Consider the following 19501-nt stretch of genomic DNA (forward strand, 5'->3'; position numbering starts at 1 on the left):
CAAAGCAAAAACTACGCATTCGTGCAGTGGCCGGCTTTCCGGCGTAAAAGCGACGGCGGTGCGGATCGTGGCGGCGGTTCTCATCCATTCGCGGATGCGTGTGCATGCTGAGGTAATATCTTCGCGCAAACAAAAACGAGCTGGAGACTTATGCACACCGTCGTCAACCTGTGGCCGCTTCTCGGCATCGCCGTCGTCGTCGCCGGCTTCCTGCTGCGCGCGAATCCGGTGCTGGTCGTGATCGCCGCCTGCGGCGTGACCGGCATCGCCGGCGGCCTGTCCGTGACACACCTGCTGGAATCGCTCGGCACGGCCTTCGTCAAGACGCGCAACCTGCCCTTGATCCTGCTGCTGCCGCTGGCAGCGATCGGCCTGCTCGAGCGCGCCGGACTGAAGGAGCATGCCCAGGCCAGCATCGCCAGGATCCGCTCCGCCACCACCGGGCGCCTGCTGACCGTCTATCTGCTGGTGCGCGAGCTGGCCGCGGCCTTCGGTCTGACGAGCCTGGGCGGCCATCCGAATATGGTGCGGCCGCTGGTGGCGCCGATGGCCGAGGCGGCCGCCGAAGCGCGCTATCGCGAGAACAATCGCAAGCTCGACGAAGCCATGCGCCAGCGCATCCGTGCGATGAGCGCCGCCACCGACAATGTCGGCCTGTTCTTCGGCGAGGACGTGTTCGTGGCCTTCGGCGCCATCGTGCTGATGCAGACCATCCTGCGCGCCGAAGGGCTGGAGGTCGATCCGCTGCACATGGCGCTGTGGGGCATACCGACCGCGGTGACGGCCTTCCTCATCCACGCCTGGAATTTGCGCCGGCTCGACGCCCATATCCTGAAGGCGGCGACGATGGGAGTGCCGAAGTGATCCTCGCGCTCGACGATTTCTACATCCTGGTCGGCCTGCTGTTCGCGGCCACGGCCATCATGAACCTGCGCGACCGGACCAACCCGCGCCGCTTTACCACCGCGCTGTTCTTGGGCCTGTACGCGCTGCTCTACCTGGCCGGCAGCCGCCTGCCGCCCGCGGCCACGGGCCTGCTGATGATTGCGATGGCGCTGGTGGCGGGCTTCGGCCTGGTCAAGGGCGGCAAGGCGCATCTGCCGCCCGAAGAAACGCGCCGCGCCAGTGCTGCACGCCTGGGCCACAAGCTGCTGGTGCCGGCGCTGGCGATTCCGGTGGTGACCATGATCGGCTCGACGCTGCTGAAAGATGTACGCATCGATGCGACCCCGCTGCTCGATCCGAAGAACCTGACCCTGGTGAGCATGGGCTGCGCCTCGATGATTGCGCTGGCGCTGGCCTGCTGGTTTACGCGCGCCACACCGCTGCAGGGCGTGCGCGAGGCGCGCCGCCTGATCGACGCGATGAGCTGGGCGGTGGTGCTGCCGCACATGCTGGCCGTGCTCGGGCTGCTGTTCTCCGAGGCCGGCGTCGGCAAGGCCGTGGCCCACATCACCACCTCCTACATCGACATGGATTCGCGCCTGGTGGCCTGCGCGGCCTTCTGCATCGGCATGGCGCTGTTCACGGTCGTGATGGGCAACGGCTTCGCGGCCTTCCCCGTGATCGCGGGCGGCATCGGGATTCCGGTGCTGGTCGGGGTGTATCATGCGAATCCGGCCGTGATGGCGGCAATCGGCATGTTCAGCGCCTACTGCGGCACCCTGATGACGCCGATGGCCGCCAACTTCAACATCGTGCCCGCGGCCCTGCTCGAGCTGCACGACAAGAACGCCGTGATCAAGGCCCAGCTTCCAACGGCGCTGCCGCTGCTGCTGGCGAATATCGTCCTGCTGTACTTCCTGATGTACCGATAAATTTATGAAAACTGTCCTGCTGACCGGATTCGAACCCTTCGGTGGCGCCGCCATCAATCCTTCGTGGGAAGCCGTGCGCCTGCTGGACGGCTGGTCCGGCGACGGTTTCAAGGTGGAGGTGCGCCTGCTGCCCTGCGTGTTCGGCGCCGCCGCCGAGGCGCTGCTCGGCTTCGTCGACGCGCTCCGCCCCGACATCGCGATCGCGGTGGGCCTTGCCGGCGGACGGCCCGAGATCTCGATCGAGCGCATCGCCATCAACGTCGACGACGCCCGCTTTCCCGACAACGCCGGCCAGCAGCCGATCGACATTCCCATCGTGGCGGACGGCCCGGCCGCGTATTTCACGACCCTGCCGATCAAGGCCATGGCGGCGGCGATCCGCGAGCAGGACATCAAGGCCGGCGTGTCGCAGACCGCCGGCACCTTCGTCTGCAATCACGTGTTCTATGCGCTGATGCACCACCTGCGCGGGCAGGGCGTGAAGGCAGGCTTCATCCACGTGCCTTTCCTGCCGGAGCAGGCGGCGGCGTATCCGGTGCAGCCGACGCCGGCGATGACGCTGGAGGAGATCGTGGCGGGATTGCGCGTGGCGGTCGAGGTGGCGCTGGTGGTCGAGCGCGACGCGGTGCTGGCTGGCGGGGCGACGCATTGAGAGAGAACGCGATGCGTACTGAATCTGAAACCTCGGCGTCCAACCTGGCGCCAGGCGCGGCACTCGCGGCGAGCGAGCGCGAACTGCGCTTTGCGGTCAAGGCCGGACGCCTTGGCACCTGGAGCTTCGACCCGGCGACCGGCGAGCTGACGACGTCGGAGATCTGCCGGCTCAATTTCGGGCGCGATCCGAACCTGCCCTTCAGTTATGCGGAACTGCGCGAAGCCGTCCACCCGGAAGACAGGTTGCGGATGGCCGAAGCCGTCGAACGCAGTGTCGTCTCCGGGACCGATTACGACATCGAATACCGGATCCTGACGCCGTCCGGGGAAGTCCGCTGGATCGCCATCCGAGGACAGCCTGTCGATACCGGCACGGGCGCGCCTTCCAGGATGATGGGCGTGTCGATCGACGTGACCGACAGGCGGCAGGCGGAAGAAAGGCTGAGCGACAGCGAGCAGCGATTCCGGCTGATGGCGGACGCGGTGCCGCAGATCGTGTGGATCACCGACCGTCACGGCCGGATGGAATTCCTGAACAAGCAGTTCGCCGACTACACCGGGGCAGCCGGCAAGGACTGGGCGCCCGCCGAGATGGCGGCGAACTTCATCCATCCCGACGATGGACCGAAGGTTGTCGCGGCCTTCGAAGCGGCGCTGGAGACCGGCAAGCCGTTCGATATCGAGCACCGCATCCGCTCGGCTGCCGGCATGGACCGCTGGTTCCTGGCACGCGCCGAACCTTACCGCGATCCAGGGACGGGTGCGATTGTCCGATGGTTTGGCGCGTCCGTCGACATCCACGACAGAAAGCGGACCGAAGCCGCGCTGCGCGAAAGCGAGGCGCGCTATCGCAACCTGTTCGATTCCATCGATGAAGGCTTCTGCGTCGTCGAGTTCATCGACGGCCCGCATGGCCCGCTGTCCGACTACGTGCACCTGGAAGCGAACCAGGCCTACCTGCGCCATGCGGGCATCTCCAATGTCGTCGGCAAAACGGGTCGCGGCGAGTTGACGCCCAGCGAGGCGGACGCGTGGGTGGCGATTTTCCGCCGCGTCCTGGAGACAGGCGAGCCGGTGCGCTTCGAGCGCGAGCTGGAAGCGACCGACCGCTACCTGGAGGTGGCGTGCTCGCGCATCGAACCGGCTGCCAGGCGCCAGGTGGCGATCCTGTTCCAGGACGTGAGCGCCCGCAAGCGGGCGGAGCGGCAGCTTCGGGAGCTGAACGAAACACTGGAGAGCCAGGTTGCCGAGCGTACGGCCGAGCGCGACCGCATGTGGGAGATCTCGCCCGACCTCATGCTGGTCATCGACTTCGATGGGTACTTCCGTCGCGTGAATCCGGCCTGGACGGCGCTGCTCGGTTACGCGCCCGGGGAACTCGTCGGCCGGCACGTCAACGAGTTCGTGCTTCCCGACGACCATGGCTCGACGGTCGACGCCTACGAGAGGGCAGCATCGGGCGGCCGGCCGGCGATCGAGAACCGCTACCGCCACAAGGACGGGTCGATCCGCTGGATCTCCTGGGTGGCGGCGCCTGCTGGCGACATGACCTACGCCACCGGCCGCGATATCACCGCCGAGAAGGCGCGCGACGCGGAACTGGCGAGGCGCACCGCCGAGCGCGATCGTCTCTGGAACCTGTCGCAGGACATGCTCGCCCGCGCCAACTACGAGGGCACCATGTCCGCTGTCAGCCCCGCGTGGACACAGGTCCTGGGCTGGAGCGAGGCCGAGCTGCTGACCCGCCCCTACGCCAGCTTCATGCATCCGGAAGACATGCCGGGAACGCTGGAGGCGATTGGCCAAATGGCCGGGACGCACGCCCCGGCACGGTTCGAGAACCGCATCGCCACCCGTGACGGCGGCTGGAAGCACATCGAGTGGACCGTCACGCCTGAACTCGATGGCGAGAATTTCGTCGCGGTCGGGCGCGATGTCAGCCGCAACAAGGCCCGCGAGGCCGAACTCGAGCAGGCGCATGATGCCTTGCGCCAGTCGCAAAAAATGGAGGCGGTCGGCCAGCTCACCGGCGGCCTGGCGCACGACTTCAACAATTTGCTGGCATCCATCAGCGGCGCCCTGCAGGTGCTGAAACTGAAAATGCAGCGTGGCCAGTACGCAGGCCTGGAACGTTATCTCGACCTGGGCGAATCTTCCGTGCGGCGCGCCGCCGCGCTGACGCAGCGGCTGCTGGCCTTTTCGCGCCGGCAGACACTCGATCCCAAAGCCACCGACGTCAACCGCCTCATCGACGAGATGGAAGAACTGGTCCGCCGCTCGGCCGGCCCGATGGTCGAACTCGAGGCGGTGAAAGCGGACGACCTCTGGCTGACGAAGGTCGATCCGTCCCAGCTCGAAAATGCGCTGCTCAACCTGTGCATCAATGCGCGCGACGCGATGATGCCCGGAGGCGGGAGACTGACGCTCGTTACAGCCAACAAGTGGATCGATGAACCCACCGCAAAAGAATGGGGCATGCCGCCGGGTCAGTACATTTCACTGTGCGTGTCGGACACCGGCACCGGCATGCCTCCGGAGGTGGTCGCGCGCATCTTCGATCCGTTCTACACCACCAAGCCACTGGGCGAGGGCACGGGCCTGGGACTGTCCATGGTGTACGGCTTTGTGCGCCAATCGGGTGGCCAGGTCCGCGTGCGGTCGGAGGTCGGCGCCGGCACGACCATGTGCCTGTATCTGCCCCGCCATGCGGGCGCCGTGCAGCATGAGGAGCCGGCCAAGACGCTGCCCATCGAATCGGGACAGGGCGAAACCGTGCTGCTCATCGAGGATGAACACGCGTTGCGCGAGATCGTCGAAGAGGTCCTGCGCGATGCCGGCTATCGGGTGCTGTCGGCGCAGGATGGCTCGATCGGCCTGCAGATCCTGAACTCGGACACGCGTGTGGACTTGCTGGTCACGGACGTTGGCCTGCCCGGCGGGCTGAATGGCCGCCAGGTGGCCGATGCGGCAAGGGGCGCACGCCCCGGCCTCAAGGTGCTGTTCATCACCGGCTACGCCGACGCGGCAGCGGTCGGCAATGGCCGCTTCGACCCCGGAATGGAAGTGATGACCAAGCCATTCGAGATCAGTGCGTTTGCCAACAAGGTGCGGACATTGATCGACAAAAGGCTGCCAGGCTGACTGCGCCTAGGCGGCCAGGCCTTTCTGCAGGACCTCGGCCACCAGCACGTTCATATCGACGCCGCGTTCCTGCGCCAGGGCCTGCAGCTGCTTGACCAGGTCGCCATTGAGCTTGACCGCAAAGGGCACCAGTCCGAGGGCCCGGTCGCGCTCGCGCTGTTCGCGGCGGTCGGGCTGCGGCGTTCCGGCTGCGCCGGAGGGGAGCGCCCGTGGGCCCGCCTGGTTCAGCAGTTTCTTGGCATCGGCCTTGGCCAGGTCGGTTCGTTTCATGGTATTGCTCCCACAGGTTATCGAGAGCGAATTCTAACCGCGATGCCTACTCTCCAGCCGGATTGACGATCTTCAGGAACGCCCGCACCACCGGCGCATCGTCCTGGATCGGATAAGTGATGTACAGATTCGCCGACGGCGGATTGCGCTTGATCGGCAGGAAGCGCACGCCCGGCCAGCCGATGCGCGCGGTGGTTTCCGGCATCAGCGCCACGCCCAGGCCCGCGCCGACCATGGCCAGCAGGGTCTGCGGCTCGGCCGCTTCCTGGAAGATGGTCGGCTGGAAGCCGGCGTTCACGCAGCACTGGACCAGGTAGCGCGGCTCGGCCGACTGGTCGAGGTGCAGGGTCAGCAGCGGCTCGCCGGCGATGTCGGTCAGATCGATGCTGTCCTTGCGCGACAGCGGATGCTGGGCGTTCACCGCCACGCAGTAGTTCTCCTGGAAGCACAGGTCCTGGCGCAGGTTGGCGTGTTTCAGCTCGTCCTCGTCGCGCTTCGGTTCGCGCCAGAACCCGACGTCGATCTGCTTGCCGCGCAGGGCGTCCCACTGCTCGTCCGGGCCGAGTTCGTGGATGGTCCAGGTCACGCGCGGGAACTGGCTCTGGAACTGCTCGAGCAGGCCGGGGATTGGTCCCCACATCGCCGAGCCGACGATGCCGACGCGCAGGCGCCCGACTTCGCCGCGGTCGATCTGGCGGATGGTGTCGACCGCCATCCGCATCCGCCCCAGCAGATCCGAGGCTTCCTGCATCAGGGCCTTGCCGGCCACCGTCAGCTCGAAGCTGCGGGTGGTGCGCGCGAACAGGCGCACGCCCAACTCGCTTTCCAGCTTCATGATCTGCTGCGAGAGCGGCGGCTGCGAGATGTGCAGGCGCTCGGCGGCGCGGCTGAAGCTTTTTTCTTCGGCCACGGCGAGGAAGTATTTCAGCTGCTTCAGGTCGATCGACATATTGGTCCGCGAGTTAGTGAGCCAGGTGCGCCAGCGCCACGGCCAGCTGCGCGCCGACCAGGGCATTGTTCTTGACCAGGGCGATATTCGTCACGAGGCTGCGGCCGCCGGTCAGTTCCTTGATGCGCGCCAGCAGGAAAGGCGTCACCAGCTTGCCCTTCACGCCTTGTTCGTCCGCTTCGCGCAGCGCCTGGGCGATGATGGCGTCGATCTCTTCGTTCTTCATGGCGGAGACTTCCGGTACCGGATTGCTGACGACGACGCCGCCCTCCAGGCCGAGCTGCCACTTGGTGCGGATGAAGCGCGCCTGGTCTTCCGGCGTGTCGAGCTGGAAGTCGGCCCTGAAGCCGCTGTCGCGCGTGAAGAAGGCGGGGAAGGCGGCCTGGCCGACGCTCACCACCGGCACGCCGTGGGTCTCGAGGTATTCGAGGGTCAGGCCGATGTCAAGGATGGACTTCACGCCCGCGCAGACGACGGCGACGCCGGTCTGCGCCAGTTCCTGCAGGTCGGCCGAGATGTCGAAGCTGGTCTCGGCGCCGCGGTGCACGCCGCCGATGCCGCCGGTGACGAAGACTTCGATGCCGGCCAGCTTTGCGCAGATCATGGTGGCGGCGACCGTGGTGGCGCCGAGCTTCTTTTGCGACAGCACGTAGGCCAGGTCGCGGCGGCTGACCTTGATCGCGTCCTTCGACTGGCCCAGCAGCTCGAGCTGCTCGTCGGCCAGGCCAATGCAGATACGGCCGTCGATGATGGCGATGGTGGCGGGGACGGCGCCGGCGTCGCGGATCACCTGCTCGACTTCGCGCGCGGTCTGCACGTTCTGCGGGTAGGGCATGCCGTGCGAGATGATGGTCGATTCGAGGGCGACGACGGGCTTGCCCGCGGCGCGGGCGGCTTGTACTTCAGGGGAAAACTGGAGGAAGGCGTGCATGTTCAATCCTGGTGGTTCGTGTTCATGAGAGTGTCGGGGCCGAGCCGCGGATGCACCGTCTCGGCCACGCCGAGGGTGAGTGCGGACAGCTTCAGGCCGCGGCGGCAGGCGAGTTCCAGATCGTCGCCGTCCTGGATCAGCGACCAGCAGACGGCAGCCGCGAAGGCATCGCCGGCGCCGGTGACGTCGACCACCTCGGCGCCGTGCGCATACAAACGCACGATGTCGCCGCCGCGGGTATACATCACGCCCTCGGCGCCGCGCGTGACGATCAGGTCGCGCGCGCCCTGGGCCCGCACCTCAGTCACCGCGGCGTCGAAGTCCGTTTCGCCGGCGAGCTCGCGTCCGACCCGCGCCGCGAGTTCGCCGCGGTTCAGGATCAGCAGGCGCACGCCGGATAAATCCTTGGGCAGGCGCGCCATCTTCGGCTCGGACACCGCCACCAGCACCAGCGGCACTTCCGCGCGGCGGGCCTGGGCGATCACGGTATCCACGCTTTCCAGCGGCAGGTTGAGGTCGGCCACCACCAGCGCGCTGGTCGCGATCCGGGTCTGGCAGGAGTCGACGAAGGCCGGGTCGAGGCGCTCGTACAAGGCCATGTCGGCCAGCGCGACGACCATCTCGCCATCCTGGTCCAGCACCGCCGTGTAGGTGCCGCTGGCCGCGCCCTCGATCTGCAGGGTGCCGCCGGTATCGATGCCGAGGGCCTGCGCATGGGCGAGCAGGGCGGCGCCCGAGCTGTCCTTGCCGGTCGCAGTCAATAAGGCAACCGGCGTGCCCAGGCGCGCGAGGTTCTCAGCGATGTTGCGGGCGACGCCACCGAAGGATTCGCTCTGGCTGGCGGGGTTCGAGGTGTGCAGGGCGATGCCGGCCAGCGAGCGCAGCTTGCGGTCGAGGTTGGCCGCGCCGATGCAAGTGACGGGGCGGCGGTCCGGCAGCACGTAGGCGCGGCCGAGCAGCTTGCGCTCACGGATCAGGCCGGCGATATGGCCGGCCACGGCCGAGCGCGAAAGGCCCAGGCTGTCGGCCAGCTCCTGCTGCGAAATGAAGGGATTCGCGCGGATCAGCTCGAACAACTGTTGTTTTTTTGAGTGCTCGGTCACGGTAGAGGGCTTCGAAACGACTGTAAACAATTGTTTGTGATGTTAAACACTTGTTTGTCGAGCGTCAATGCGCGATGTTTCTATCGCTATTTGCGCTCGGCAATACCATGTATGCGCCAGCGAATATGTAGGATAGCTCATTTATACCCTGTTCATATAAATCGAGCAGAAATTTGGTATTTGCCATACCAATCCACGATAATGCATAGTTCGATTAATTTGGTGCACCGGGCTCCCGCTTTAAGTGCAACACCTGCAGTAACAGCCTCTCCGGTCACTCAGCAATACACTCCAATCCAGCGATATCACAAGGAAGCCATCCATGCTCAGCAACACCCCATTCGAAGCCGCCGACGTCATCCGCGCCCGCAAGCCCGGATTTACGCCGCGCGTGGCGCTCATCCTCGGCTCCGGTCTCGGCGTGCTGGCCGAGCAGATGACGGACGCGGTGGCGATCAGCTACGCCGACCTGCCTGGCTTCCCGATCAGCACCGTGCACGGCCACGCCGGCGAACTGGTGCTGGGCACCCTGGCCGGCGTGCCGGTCGCCTGCATGAAGGGCCGCGGCCACTTCTACGAAGGCTATGGCGCCAGCGTGATGACGTCCGCTGTCCGTACCCTGAAACTGATCGGCTGCGAACTGCTGTTCGTGACCAACGCCGCCGGCTCGCTGCGTCCTGAAGTCGACGCCGGCAGCATCGTCGTGCTGGCCGACCACATCAACCTGCTGCCGGGCAGCCCGATGGCCGGCCCGAACGACGACCGCTTCGGCCCGCGCTTCTTCAGCATGGCCAATGCCTACGATGCCGAGACCCGCGACATGGTGAAGGCCGTGGCGGCGGAGAAGGGCATCACCCTGCACGAAGGCGTCTACCTGTCGACCCCGGGCCCGCACTTCGAGACGGCAGCGGAAATTCGCGCCTTCCGCACCATGGGCGCCGACGTGGTCGGCATGTCGGTGGTCCCGGAAGTGATCGCCGCGCGCCACTGCGGCCTGAAGGTCGCCGGCGTCTCGGCCATCACCAACCTGGCCGAAGGCCTGACGCCGTTCCCGCTGTCGCACGAGCAGACCCTGAAGTATGCTGCCGTTGCGGCCAAGGACCTGGTGGCCTTGATGCATGCGTTTATTGAACGTCTGGGTACGACCGCTAACGCTTAAACCGTCGTTCCCGCGAAGGCGGGAACCCAAGTTTGTCGAGCAGCCGAAACGCAGGCAAACTTGGACCCCCGCCTTCGCGGGGGCGACGAGCTAGTAATTTCTATATGAGATAACTATATGTCACGCGCATTCATCCTCCTGCTTGACTCCTTCGGCCTCGGCGCGCTGCCTGACGCCGACAAGTACGGCGACACTGGCGCCAACACCCTCGGCCACATCGCCGAGTGGGCCGCTAAAGAGGGCAAGCCAATGTCGCTGCCGGCCCTGGAAAGCATCGGCCTCGGCGCCGCCGCCCATAAAGCCAGCGGCGCATGGCCGGCCGGCTTCGATAAACGCGAAGGTTTTACCGGCGCCTGGAGCGTCGCCCGCGAGCAGTCGACCGGCAAGGACACGCAGAGCGGCCACTGGGAAATCGCCGGTGTGCCGGTGCTGTTCGACTGGGGCTACTTCCCGAAAACCGTGCCGAGCTTCCCGAAGGAGCTGACCGACAAGCTGCAGGAGCTGACCGGCGTGCCGGGCTGGCTGGGCAACTGCCACGCCTCCGGCACCACCATCATCACGGAGCTGGGCGACGAGCATGTCGCGAGCGGCAAGCCGATCCTGTATACCTCGGCCGACTCGGTGCTGCAGATCGCCGCGCACGAAGAGTCTTTCGGCCTGGAGCGCCTGTACGAAGTCTGCGAAGCCGCCTACGAGCTGGTCAAGCCCTACAACATCGGCCGCGTGATCGCGCGTCCCTTCGTCGGCAGCAATGGCAGCTACAAGCGCACCAGCAACCGCCACGACTACGCCGTGCCGCCGGTCGCGCCGACCCTGCTGGACCACGTCAAGGACGCCGGCGGCGAAGTCATCGCCCTCGGTAAAATCAGCGACATCTTCGCCGGCCAGGGCGTTACGCAACTGATCAAGGGCGCCGACAACATGGCCCTGTTCGACCGCCTGCTGGAAGTGCTTGACACCGCTGGCGACAAGTCGCTCACCTTCGTGAACTTCGTCGACTTCGACATGCACTTCGGCCACCGCCGCGACGTGGCCGGCTATGCGAACGCGCTGCACGAGCTGGATGCGCGCCTGCCCGAGTTCATCGCCAAACTGAAGGAAGGCGACCTGGCCGTGATCACCGCCGACCACGGTTGCGACCCGACCTGGCCCGGCTCGGACCACACCCGCGAACACATCCCGATGCTGTTCTTCGGCCCGGCCGCGCCCGCACAGGAGCTGCCGGTGGCCGACACCTTCTCCGATATCGGCGCAACGCTCGCCAAACACCTCGGCGTCAAACCTCTCTCGAACGGAACTGCCCTTTTATGAGCCCGAACCTCGATTCTAAAGTGATCAATGCGCGCAACACGGCCATCGGCCTCGACCTGGGCTGGATCAACCACCTCAAGGTCAACCGCAACGCCGCCGACCGCCGCGCCGCCAGCCTGGCGAACCGCCGCACGGTCAAGAAGGACTACCAGGCTGCCTGGCTGGTGAAAGCCATCCAGTGCATCGACCTGACCACGCTGTCCGGCGACGACACCCCGGGCCGCGTCGAGCGCCTGTGCATGAAGGCGATGCGCCCGCTGCGCACCGACCTGATGCAGGCACTGGGCCTGGACAGCCTGCAGACCGGCGCCGTCTGCGTGTACCACGAGATGATCGCCCCGGCGGTGCAGGTGCTGCAGGGCCGCATGCCGATCGCCGCCGTGTCGACCGCTTTCCCGGCCGGCCTGTCGAGCATGGAAACCAAGCTGCGCGAGATCGAACTGTCGGTGGCCGCGGGCGCGACCGAGATCGACATCGTGATCACCCGCCAGCACGTCCTGACCGGCAACTGGCAGGCGCTGTACAACGAAATGCTGGCCTACCGCCAGGCTTGCGGCGAAGCGCACGTGAAGGCGATCCTGGCGACCGGCGACCTGGTCACCCTGGAAAACGTGGCCAAGGCTTCGTGGGTCTGCATGATGGCGGGCGCCGATTTCATCAAGACCTCGACCGGCAAGGAAGGCGTCAACGCGACGATCCCGGTGTCGCTGGTGATGGTGCGCGCGATCCGCGAATACTACGAGCAGACCGGCTTCAAGGTCGGCTACAAGCCGGCCGGCGGCGTCAGCACCGCCAAGTCCGCGCTGCAGTACCTGACCGTGATGAAGGAAGAGCTGGGCAACGAGTGGCTGGAACCGCACCTGTTCCGCATCGGCGCCTCCAGCCTCCTGACCGACATCGAGCGTCAGCTCGAGCACCATGTCACGGGCTTCTACTCGGCCGCCCACCGCCACGCGCAACCTTAAGACTCACGGATTCGTCATGCCTACTATTAAAGAGATTCTTCAGACTATGGATTACGGTCCCGCACCCGAAAGCACCAAGGAAGCGCAAGCGTGGCTGGACCAGCACGGCCGCCGTTTCGGCCTGTTCATCGACAACGCCTGGACTGAAGCCAGCGAGACCTTCGGCTCCTTCAACCCGGCCGACGGCAGCGAGCTGGCGCAAGTCAGCCAGGCCACGCTCGAGGACGTAGAGCGCGCCGTTGCGGCCGCACGCCGCGCCCAGCCGGGCTGGGTCGCCATGGGCGGCCACGGCCGCGCCAAGGTGCTGTACGCGCTGGCCCGCCTGCTGCAAAAGCACTCGCGCCTGTTCGCCGTGCTCGAGACCCTGGACAACGGCAAGACCATCCGCGAAACCCGCGATGCCGACCTGCCGCTGGCCGCACGCCACTTCTACCATCACGCAGGCTGGGCCCAGCTGCAGTCGGAAGAATTCGCCGACTACCGCGCCGTCGGCGTGGTCGGCCAGATCGTGCCGTGGAACTTCCCGCTGCTGATGCTGGCATGGAAAATCGCCCCGGCCCTGGCCGCCGGTAACACCATCGTCTTCAAGCCGGCCGAGTTCACCTCGCTGACGGCGCTGTTATTTGCTGAAATCTGCGTACAGGCAGGCGTGCCGGCCGGCGTGGTCAACATCGTCACCGGCGACGGCCGCGTGGGCGAAGCCATCGTCAATCATCCGGGCATCGACAAGCTGGCCTTCACCGGCTCGACCGAAGTCGGCCGCATCATCCGCAAGGCCACCGCCGGCACCGGCAAGAAGCTGTCGCTGGAACTGGGCGGCAAGTCGCCCTTCATCGTCTTCGAAGATGCGGACCTGGACGCCGCCGTCGAAGGCCTGGTGGATTCGATCTGGTTCAACCAGGGCCAGGTCTGCTGCGCCGGCTCGCGCCTGATGGTGCAGGAGTCCGTGTACCCGCGCTTCATCGCCAAGGTCAAGGCGCGCATGCAGAACCTGCGCGTCGGCTCGCCGCTGGACAAGTCGAACGATATCGGCGCCCTGGTCGATCCGGTGCAGCAGCAGCGCATCAATGGCCTGGTCGAATCGGCCCGTCTAGAGGGCTGCGAAATCTGGCAGCCGTCCTGCGAGATGCCGGTCGGCGGCTCGTGGTTCCTGCCGACCCTAATCACCGGCGCCTCGACCTCGGCCGCCGTGGCCCAGACTGAAATCTTCGGCCCGGTGCTGGTGGCGATGAGCTTCCGTACCCCGGGTGAAGCGGTCCAGCTGGCCAACAACACCGTCTACGGCCTGGCCGCCTGCGTGTGGACCGAGTCGATCAGCCTGGCGCTGGACGTGGCGCCCGCCATCAAGGCCGGCGTGGTGTGGATCAACACCGCCAACCAGTTCGACGCAGCCTGCGGCTTCGGCGGCTACAAGGAATCGGGCTTCGGCCGCGAAGGCGGCAAAGAGGGCATGTACGAGTACCTGACCCCGCTGGCGGAAGACCGCCGCCCGGCCGCGCCGCTCGCGCCTGAAAAGGGCAAAGTGAAGCCGGTGGAAGAGGGCGTCCCGTTCGCCGTCGACCGCACCGCCAAGCTCTACATCGGCGGCAAGCAGGCACGCCCTGACGGCGCCTACAGCCGCGCGATCAACGGCGCGAACGGCGCCTTCCTTGCCGACATCGGCGAAGGCAACCGCAAGGACATCCGCAACGCCGTCGAAGCCGCGCACAAGGCCGCCGGCTGGTCCAAGGCCACCGCGCACAACCGCGCGCAAGTCCTGTACTACATCGCCGAGAACCTGGCCGTGCGCGCCGACGAATTCGCGTCGCGCATCGCCCAGCAGACCGGTTCGAAGAACGCGGCCGCGGAAGTCCAGGCCTCGATCGAGCGCCTGTTCTACTGGGCTGCCTGGGCCGACAAGTACGACGGCCTGGCGCACCAGCCGCCGATGCACGGCATCACCGTGGCGCTGAACGAGCCGGTCGGCGTGATCGGCATCATCTGCCCGAACGAGAACCCGCTGCTGGGCTTCATCTCGCTGGTCGCCCCGGCCCTCGCGCTGGGCAACCGCGTGATCGCCGTGCCGTCGGAAGCGCATCCGCTGTCGGCGCTGGACCTGTACCAGGTGCTGGACACCTCCGACCTGCCGGGCGGCGCGCTGAACATCGTCACCGGCTCCGCCGACGAACTGGCACGCACCCTGGCTTCGCACTTCGACGTGGACGCCGTGTGGCGCCACGACGGTTCGGCCGAGGGCTGCGCTGAAGTCGAGCGTTTGTCGGCTGAGTCGCTGAAGCGCACCTGGACCGGCGGCGCGAAAGGGCGTGACTGGTTCGATGCGAAGCAGGCTTGCGGCAAGACGGTGCTGCAGCATGCTTCGCAGGTCAAAAACGTGTGGATTCCTTACGGCGTTTAATCACGACACGGAACCGCAAAACCGTCGTTCCCGCGTAGGCGGGAACCCAAGTTCAGCTAGCGTAACGCGAACAAACTTGGGTTCCCGCCTCCGCGGGAACGACGTTTACGAGCTAACACTTAAGGAAGCATCTCATGTTCCTCCCCCAAGAAATCATCCGCAAAAAGCGCGACGGCGGCATCCTGAGCAAGGAAGAAATCCAGTTCTTCGTGCGCGGCATCCCCAACGGTGAAGTCACCGAAGGCCAGATCGCGGCCCTGGCGATGGCCGTCTACTTCAACGACATGAACATGGACGAACGCGTCGCCTTCACGCTGGCGATGCGCGATTCCGGCCAGGTCATGGAGTGGAAGTCGCTGAACCTGCCGGGTCCGGTGGTCGACAAGCACTCGACCGGCGGCGTCGGCGACGTCGTCTCGCTGATGCTGGGCCCGATGATCGCGGCCTGCGGCGGCTATGTGCCGATGATCTCGGGCCGTGGCCTGGGCCACACCGGCGGCACGCTGGACAAGTTCGATTCGATCCCCGGCTACTCGACCGTCCCCGATCCGGAACTCTTCAAGAAGGTGGTGAAGGAAGTCGGCGTGGCCATCATCGGCCAGACCGCCCAGCTGGCGCCGGCCGACAAGCGCTTCTACAGCATCCGCGACACCACGGCGACCGTGGAATCGGTGGCGATGATCACCGGTTCGATCCTGTCGAAGAAGCTGGCGGCGGGCCTGGACGCGCTGGTCATGGACGTCAAGGCGGGCAGCGGCGCCTTCATGCCGACCTACGAGAAATCGGTGGAACTGGCCGAGTCCATCGTCAAGGTCGGCAACGGCGCCGGCACGAAGACCTCGGCGATCCTGACCGGCATGAACGAGTCGCTGTGCCCGGCCGCCGGCAATGCGGTCGAAGTGCGCGTCGCGATCGACTACCTGACCGGCAAATCGCGCCCGGCGCGCCTGCATGAAGTGACGATGGCGCTATGCGCCGAGATGCTGGTCATCTCGGGCCTCGCTGCAAATCACGAAGAAGCCAACGCCAAGCTCCAGCACGCGCTGGATTCGGGCGAAGCCGCCGAGCGTTTCGCGCGCATGGTGACCGCCCTGGGCGGCCCGGCCGACCTGATGGACAAGCCGGATGCGCACCTGGCCAAGGCCCCGATCGTGGTGCCGGTGCCGGCGCTGGAATCGGGTTACGCATACGCGACCGACTGCCGCGGCCTGGGCCTGGCGGTGGTGGCGCTGGGCGGCGGCCGTATCCGTCCGCAGGACCCGATCGACTTCGCCGTCGGCCTGACCGACCTGATCGAACTGGGCAACAAGGTCGACGCCGGCCAGCCGATCGCGCTGGTGCATGCGCGTACCCAGGAGGCGGCAGAGCAGGCGGTGCGCCAGGTGCAGGCGGCTTATCGCATCGCGGCCGAAGCACCGGCTGCGCAGCCGATGATCTATAAAACGATTCGTCCGTAAATAAACCCCCGTCATTCCCGCGAAAGCGGGAATCCATGCTGAGCCGATCGATTTACTCAGTATGGATCCTCGCTTTCGCGGGGATGACGGCAAAAGGTAAGCTCATGAAATACGAAAAACTGATCGAAGAAGCCCGCGCCGCCCGCGAACTGGCCTACACCCCGTACTCGAAGTTCAAGGTCGGCGCCGCGCTGGAATGCAGGGACGGGCGTATTTTCCGCGGCTGTAACGTGGAAAACGCCTCCTACGGCCTGTGCAACTGCGCCGAGCGCACGGCCTTTTTCTCGGCCATCGCCAGCGGCTACAAGCCTGGCGATTTCACGGCCCTGGCCGTGATCGGCGACACCGACGGCCCGATTGCCCCCTGCGGCGCCTGCCGCCAGGTGACCCTGGAGCTGGGCGGTAACGAGCTGCCTGTGGTGCTGGCCAACCTGAAGGGCGACCTGATGGAGACCACCGCGGCCGGCCAGCTCCCGAACGCCTTCGGTGGCTGGGATCTGAACAAGTAACTGGTATGATGGACGTCGGCAACGCCCGGTTGCCGATGTCCGGATGTACCGATGAAATTCAGCCAGAAAATCGGCGCCGCGCTCGCGTTTTGCGCAGTTGCGGCGCTTGCACCCTGTAGCACCTACGCACAACCTATCCCCGCCGTCATCCATGACCTGGCTGTCCAGGCTACACGAAGCCCTGTAACGCCCACGGGACCCTACGACGAACGCGGCTGGCTCGAGCGCTTCTACGCGCCGCGCAAATACACGCCCGCCTGGAATCCGTCGACCGCTGCCGCAGCCTTGTGGGTGCTGCGCCAGGCCGCGCTGCAGGGCCTCGATCCGCGCGACTACGGCGCCGACGCGCTGCAGAAGCAGCTGAGCGCAGGCGGCGCCGATGCCGCAAAGTTCGACGTCGCGCTCACCTCGGCGATGCTGCACTACCTGGCCGACCTGCGCGTCGGCCGCGTGCGTTCCGAATACCATACCCGTCTTCCCGATCCGCGCCTGAAGCAGTACGACCCGGTCGAGCGCCTGCGTACCGGCCTCGCCGGCGGCAAGCTGCAGGCCGCGGTGAAGGCGGCCGAGCCGCAGATCCGCCAGTACGGGCAGGTCAAGGCGGCGCTGGCGCAATACCGCGCGCTGGCCAGGAAGCCGTATCCGGCATTGCCGGCGCCGGGCGGCAAGCTCACTTCCGGCGGCGTCTATCCGGCCGCGCAGGCGCTGTTCGAGCGCCTGGTGCTGCTGGGCGACCTGCCGGCCAATACGCCGCCGCCGGCGGAGGGCATCTACAGCGAGCAGCTGGAAGAGGGTGTCCGGCGCTTCCAGGCCCGCCATGGACTGCTCGATGACGGCGTGCTGGGCCGCGGCACCGTCGCCGCGCTCAATGTGCCGCCCGCGCGCCGTGTGCGCCAGCTCGAACTGAGCCTCGAGCGCCTGCGCTGGTTGCCGGATTTCGGCCCCGGCCCGCTGATCGTCGTCGATTTGCCGATGTACCGCTTGTGGGCCTTCCAGAACGGCAGCGCCGAGCCGCCGCTCGAGATGCGGGTGGTGGTCGGCGCCGCGGTGAAGACCGAGACGCCGCTGTTCGTGGGACAGATGCGCTACCTCGAATTCAACCCTTACTGGAACGTCCCGCGCAGCATTCTCGACAGGGAGATCCTGCCCAGGCTCGAGCGCAACCCTGCCTATTTGAAGCAGCACGACATGGAGACGGTGCCCCAGGGAGCGAGCGTGGCCGAGCTCAAGGCAGGAAAGGCGCGCGTGCGCCAGCGCCCGGGTCCGAAGAATTCGCTGGGCGCGATCAAGTTCGCGATGCCGAATCCGATGGACATCTACCTGCATTCGACGCCGGCGCGCGAGCTGTTCGAGCGCAGCCGGCGCGACCTGTCGCATGGCTGCATCCGCGTCGAGCATCCGGCCGCACTGGCCCAGTTCGTGCTGGGCGGGCAGCGCAAGTGGAGCGCCGACGCCATCCAGGACGCGCTGCAGCCGGGGCCGACGCGGCACGTCGACCTGGTCCACGCGGTGCCGGTCGCGATTCTCTACGCCACCGCCATCGTCGACAACGAGGGCAGCCCGATGTTCGTCGCCGATATCTACGGCCGCGACGCGACGCTCGAGCAGGAACTGGCGGCGCGGCAGGGCAAGACCGCCGCCGCGGCGCACTGACGACTCAACGACGGCGCTTGCGGCTCAAGCCGAAGGCTGCAGCGCCCAGGCCCAGCAGCATGATCGACGCCGGTTCTGGCACGTCGACGTGCTGGTTCGTCGGCGCCATGACTGCACCGTACAGATTCAGGGTCAAGGTCGATCCCGAGTACAGGCTGTTCGACGCTGCGTCCGGTGCGTAGTCGCCGAAGGTCAGAAGGTAGGTGGCGTAGTGCATGCCCACCGCGCTTGCCGAGAAGTCAGCCTGGAACAGGGTGCTATCGCCCGCGATCAAGTCGTCGAACGTTGCAAGGTTTGTCAAAAACTGATTGGCGGTGTCGCCAGTCTGGCTGATACCGATCAGGCTCAATGCGACGCGGTCGCCGAGCAGATTGGCCAGCGAAAAATTGAGGCTGCCGACCTTGTCGCCCAAATTGTACGAACCGAAATCCAGGTCCAGCGTATTGCCGGCGATACCGCCGAAGCCGGCGCTTGCATGGTCCTGGTAGATATAGCTCAGCGTCGTCGTGCCGTTCCAGGTGGCGTTCGCTTTGGTCGTCACAGTGGCGCCGCTGATGGCACCTGAATTGCTGGAGCTGACTTCGAGCGACTCGGTGACATCGACCTTGCCAGCGCCCACATAATCGTTCAGGTAGGCGTTGTCGACCGTTTTGGAGAGGTCATCGGATATGGCGCCGGAAGACTTGCCCGATGCCGTTGCAACGGTGTTGTTGGTGTTCACTACAGGACCGCTTCCGCACTTTGCCGCCGTGTTGGGCGCCGCCACCGTACGTGTGCAATTCACTGTCGTTTTGCTTGGCGTTGACGCTGCGCTATCGCTTGCGCCTGCAGCGTTGAAGCCGATCGTGCTCTGCACGGTGCCGGTGGTCGTGCCGTTTGGCGTATTCCTGTTGTAGCTGAAATCGACGCTGGTGTTCTGCACGCTGGTCGCAGCGGTCTTCGTGCCGACGTTCACGCCGGTCAGAACACCTTGGCTGGCATCGAACTGGTTGAAGCTCGTCATCACCGACGTTTTCTGGCTCGTCTTCCCGGCGCCGCTCAAAGAAGGCGCCGATACGGTCGCCGTGAAACCCTGGCTCGACGTGACGACGCCAGCATGTGCACTGGTCGACACGGCTAGAAGTGCGATATAGCTCGAAACAACTGCGGTGAGCGGCTTAAGTGACATTTTGGACCTTTCTTCTATC

Annotated in this window: 16 protein-coding genes; 11 read left to right on the top strand and 5 right to left on the bottom strand. The window is 66.0% G+C overall.

Annotated elements, in window-relative coordinates:
* Nucleotides 1-150: 150 nt before the first annotated feature.
* From LQV39_RS04125 to LQV39_RS04140, 4 genes are read left to right on the top strand one after another with little or no spacing between them, the layout of a single operon-like run.
* Nucleotides 151-864: a DUF969 domain-containing protein gene (locus LQV39_RS04125; RefSeq protein ID WP_230020473.1), complete on the top strand. Its 714-nt coding sequence runs from the start codon at nucleotides 151-153 to the stop codon at nucleotides 862-864.
* Nucleotides 861-1817, top strand: a complete 957-nt coding sequence (locus LQV39_RS04130; protein WP_230020474.1) for a DUF979 domain-containing protein — start codon at nucleotides 861-863, stop codon at nucleotides 1815-1817. Before LQV39_RS04125 ends, LQV39_RS04130 begins: the two co-directional genes overlap by 4 nt.
* Nucleotides 1818-1821: 4 nt before the next feature.
* The gene (gene pcp, locus LQV39_RS04135; RefSeq protein ID WP_230020475.1) at nucleotides 1822-2469 is read left to right on the top strand and encodes a pyroglutamyl-peptidase I; all 648 of its coding nucleotides are present in this window, start codon (nucleotides 1822-1824) and stop codon (nucleotides 2467-2469) included.
* Between the two features lie 11 nt (nucleotides 2470-2480).
* Nucleotides 2481-5612 carry a PAS domain-containing sensor histidine kinase gene (locus LQV39_RS04140; protein ID WP_230020476.1) on the top strand — a complete coding sequence of 1044 codons (3132 nt, stop codon included), beginning with the start codon at nucleotides 2481-2483 and terminating at the stop codon, nucleotides 5610-5612.
* Between the two features lie 6 nt (nucleotides 5613-5618).
* Here LQV39_RS04140 and LQV39_RS04145 read toward each other — a convergent pair whose 3' ends face one another.
* The 4 genes from LQV39_RS04145 to LQV39_RS04160 are packed head-to-tail and all read right to left on the bottom strand — an operon-like array spanning nucleotide 5619 to nucleotide 8865.
* Nucleotides 5619-5882, bottom strand: coding sequence for a hypothetical protein (locus LQV39_RS04145; RefSeq protein ID WP_230020477.1), 264 nt, complete (start codon nucleotides 5880-5882; stop codon nucleotides 5619-5621).
* A 46-nt stretch (nucleotides 5883-5928) separates the two neighbouring features.
* Entirely contained in the window at nucleotides 5929-6831 is a 903-nt protein-coding gene (locus LQV39_RS04150) for a LysR family transcriptional regulator (RefSeq protein ID WP_230020478.1), read from the bottom strand.
* Nucleotides 6832-6844: 13 nt separating this feature from the next.
* On the bottom strand, nucleotides 6845-7762 hold the full coding sequence (locus tag LQV39_RS04155; RefSeq protein ID WP_230020479.1) for a pseudouridine-5'-phosphate glycosidase: 918 nt from the start codon (nucleotides 7760-7762) through the stop codon (nucleotides 6845-6847).
* A gap of 2 nt (nucleotides 7763-7764) precedes the next feature.
* Nucleotides 7765-8865 carry a carbohydrate kinase gene (locus tag LQV39_RS04160; protein WP_230020480.1) on the bottom strand — a complete coding sequence of 367 codons (1101 nt, stop codon included), beginning with the start codon at nucleotides 8863-8865 and terminating at the stop codon, nucleotides 7765-7767.
* A gap of 322 nt (nucleotides 8866-9187) precedes the next feature.
* Between LQV39_RS04160 and xapA the strand changes: the two genes are divergently transcribed.
* From xapA to LQV39_RS04195, 7 genes are all read left to right on the top strand, one after another.
* The gene (gene xapA / locus LQV39_RS04165) at nucleotides 9188-10024 is read left to right on the top strand and encodes a xanthosine phosphorylase (RefSeq protein ID WP_230020481.1); all 837 of its coding nucleotides are present in this window, start codon (nucleotides 9188-9190) and stop codon (nucleotides 10022-10024) included.
* A 117-nt stretch (nucleotides 10025-10141) separates the two neighbouring features.
* A complete protein-coding gene (locus LQV39_RS04170; protein ID WP_230020482.1) occupies nucleotides 10142-11335 on the top strand; it encodes a phosphopentomutase in 1194 nt (397 codons plus the stop codon).
* Nucleotides 11332-12300, top strand: coding sequence for a deoxyribose-phosphate aldolase (gene deoC / locus LQV39_RS04175; RefSeq protein WP_230020483.1), 969 nt, complete (start codon nucleotides 11332-11334; stop codon nucleotides 12298-12300). The genes LQV39_RS04170 and deoC overlap by 4 nt, the downstream gene beginning before the upstream one ends.
* A gap of 16 nt (nucleotides 12301-12316) precedes the next feature.
* Complete coding sequence (locus LQV39_RS04180) at nucleotides 12317-14695, top strand: aldehyde dehydrogenase family protein (RefSeq protein WP_374199400.1); 2379 nt, start codon at nucleotides 12317-12319, stop codon at nucleotides 14693-14695.
* A gap of 134 nt (nucleotides 14696-14829) precedes the next feature.
* Nucleotides 14830-16152 carry a thymidine phosphorylase gene (gene deoA / locus LQV39_RS04185; RefSeq protein ID WP_230020484.1) on the top strand — a complete coding sequence of 441 codons (1323 nt, stop codon included), beginning with the start codon at nucleotides 14830-14832 and terminating at the stop codon, nucleotides 16150-16152.
* Between the two features lie 104 nt (nucleotides 16153-16256).
* Nucleotides 16257-16661, top strand: coding sequence for a cytidine deaminase (locus LQV39_RS04190; protein WP_230020485.1), 405 nt, complete (start codon nucleotides 16257-16259; stop codon nucleotides 16659-16661).
* Nucleotides 16662-16712: 51 nt separating this feature from the next.
* Entirely contained in the window at nucleotides 16713-18314 is a 1602-nt protein-coding gene (locus tag LQV39_RS04195; protein WP_230020486.1) for a murein L,D-transpeptidase, read from the top strand.
* Nucleotides 18315-18318: 4 nt separating this feature from the next.
* Here the strand turns inward: LQV39_RS04195 and LQV39_RS04200 are convergent, their stop codons facing one another.
* Nucleotides 18319-19482: a PEP-CTERM sorting domain-containing protein gene (locus LQV39_RS04200; protein ID WP_230020487.1), complete on the bottom strand. Its 1164-nt coding sequence runs from the start codon at nucleotides 19480-19482 to the stop codon at nucleotides 18319-18321.
* Nucleotides 19483-19501: the final 19 nt, after the last annotated feature.

Source organism: Massilia sp. Bi118 (assembly GCF_918697865.1).
Taxonomy (GTDB): domain Bacteria; phylum Pseudomonadota; class Gammaproteobacteria; order Burkholderiales; family Burkholderiaceae_D; genus Telluria.

Bases quoted from the DNA above. Each gene is read 5' to 3' on its own strand.
- LQV39_RS04125 (WP_230020473.1), top strand. From the start codon at position 151: ATGCACACCGTCGTCAACCTGTGGCCGCTTCTCGGCATCGCCGTCGTC.
- pcp (WP_230020475.1), top strand. From the start codon at position 1,822: ATGAAAACTGTCCTGCTGACCGGATTCGAACCCTTCGGTGGCGCCGCC.
- LQV39_RS04140 (WP_230020476.1), top strand. From the start codon at position 2,481: ATGCGTACTGAATCTGAAACCTCGGCGTCCAACCTGGCGCCAGGCGCG.
- LQV39_RS04145 (WP_230020477.1), bottom strand. From the start codon at position 5,882: ATGAAACGAACCGACCTGGCCAAGGCCGATGCCAAGAAACTGCTGAAC.
- LQV39_RS04150 (WP_230020478.1), bottom strand. From the start codon at position 6,831: ATGTCGATCGACCTGAAGCAGCTGAAATACTTCCTCGCCGTGGCCGAA.
- LQV39_RS04155 (WP_230020479.1), bottom strand. From the start codon at position 7,762: ATGCACGCCTTCCTCCAGTTTTCCCCTGAAGTACAAGCCGCCCGCGCC.
- xapA (WP_230020481.1), top strand. From the start codon at position 9,188: ATGCTCAGCAACACCCCATTCGAAGCCGCCGACGTCATCCGCGCCCGC.
- LQV39_RS04170 (WP_230020482.1), top strand. From the start codon at position 10,142: ATGTCACGCGCATTCATCCTCCTGCTTGACTCCTTCGGCCTCGGCGCG.
- deoC (WP_230020483.1), top strand. From the start codon at position 11,332: ATGAGCCCGAACCTCGATTCTAAAGTGATCAATGCGCGCAACACGGCC.
- LQV39_RS04180 (WP_374199400.1), top strand. From the start codon at position 12,317: ATGCCTACTATTAAAGAGATTCTTCAGACTATGGATTACGGTCCCGCA.
- deoA (WP_230020484.1), top strand. From the start codon at position 14,830: ATGTTCCTCCCCCAAGAAATCATCCGCAAAAAGCGCGACGGCGGCATC.
- LQV39_RS04190 (WP_230020485.1), top strand. From the start codon at position 16,257: ATGAAATACGAAAAACTGATCGAAGAAGCCCGCGCCGCCCGCGAACTG.
- LQV39_RS04195 (WP_230020486.1), top strand. From the start codon at position 16,713: ATGAAATTCAGCCAGAAAATCGGCGCCGCGCTCGCGTTTTGCGCAGTT.
- LQV39_RS04200 (WP_230020487.1), bottom strand. From the start codon at position 19,482: ATGTCACTTAAGCCGCTCACCGCAGTTGTTTCGAGCTATATCGCACTT.